This window comes from Burkholderia sp. ABCPW 14, from assembly GCF_001523835.1.
Lineage (GTDB): Bacteria > Pseudomonadota > Gammaproteobacteria > Burkholderiales > Burkholderiaceae > Burkholderia > Burkholderia mayonis.
Window position 1 is genome coordinate 1 of record NZ_LOVS01000075.1, and the last position, 691, is coordinate 691.

General features: G+C 66.0%; 1 protein-coding gene. It reads right to left on the bottom strand.

Annotation, left to right across the window (positions count from 1 at the left end; genetic code table 11):
- Positions 1-126: 126 nt before the first annotated feature.
- Complete coding sequence (locus WS62_RS11585) at positions 127-690, bottom strand: hypothetical protein (RefSeq protein ID WP_231748263.1); 564 nt, start codon at positions 688-690, stop codon at positions 127-129.
- Between the last annotated feature and the right edge of the window lies 1 nt (position 691).

Below are 691 nucleotides of genomic sequence, written 5' to 3' on the forward strand. Positions count from 1 at the left end.
CGTCCGCCGCGCGCGCGGCCTGCTCGTCGGCAAGCTCGCGCGCGCCGATCAGGTGCTCGATGCCGGCGCCAGTGGCCGCGCCGAGCAGCGCAGCAAGCAGATACGGCCACGCAAATTTCAGGAAGATCATTTCGGCTCCTTCGCATGCAGTTGCTTCAGTTCGTCCGGCGAATAGACGAAGCCCGGCAGCAGGAACGCCTGCACGCTCCAGACCGGGTCGCTTTCCTCGTGCCGTCCGTGCCCCTTGCCGCGATGATGCAGCGCGCACAGCAGCAACTGGTTGTACGTCGAGTCGACGAACGTCTCGGGCCGCACCGGATCGAACGCTTCCCAGTCGAACCCCAGTGTCAGCCTGATCACGTCCCAGACGGGGTGTTGGCGCGGGATCTGCACGACGCGCCGCAGCTTGTGGCTGAACATCGTGTCGACCTGGTTGAGCGCGACGTCGCGGATCCGCTTCCAGTCGATCGCGTGCGAGAACGCCCACTCGAAGAACCGGTGATGCGACTCGACCGCCTGGTCGTCGCCGCAGACCGCGCAGACATAGCCGCCGGCCGCCTTCATCGCGCGCTTGCTCGCGCGGAAGGTCGGCGACTCAGTGCGCGATTCGTGGTCCGGGTAAAAAACGTCCTCCGACAGCGTGCGGCGCGTCTCGTGAGTTTTCGCAGTCGTCATAGTCCGCGCTCGCACA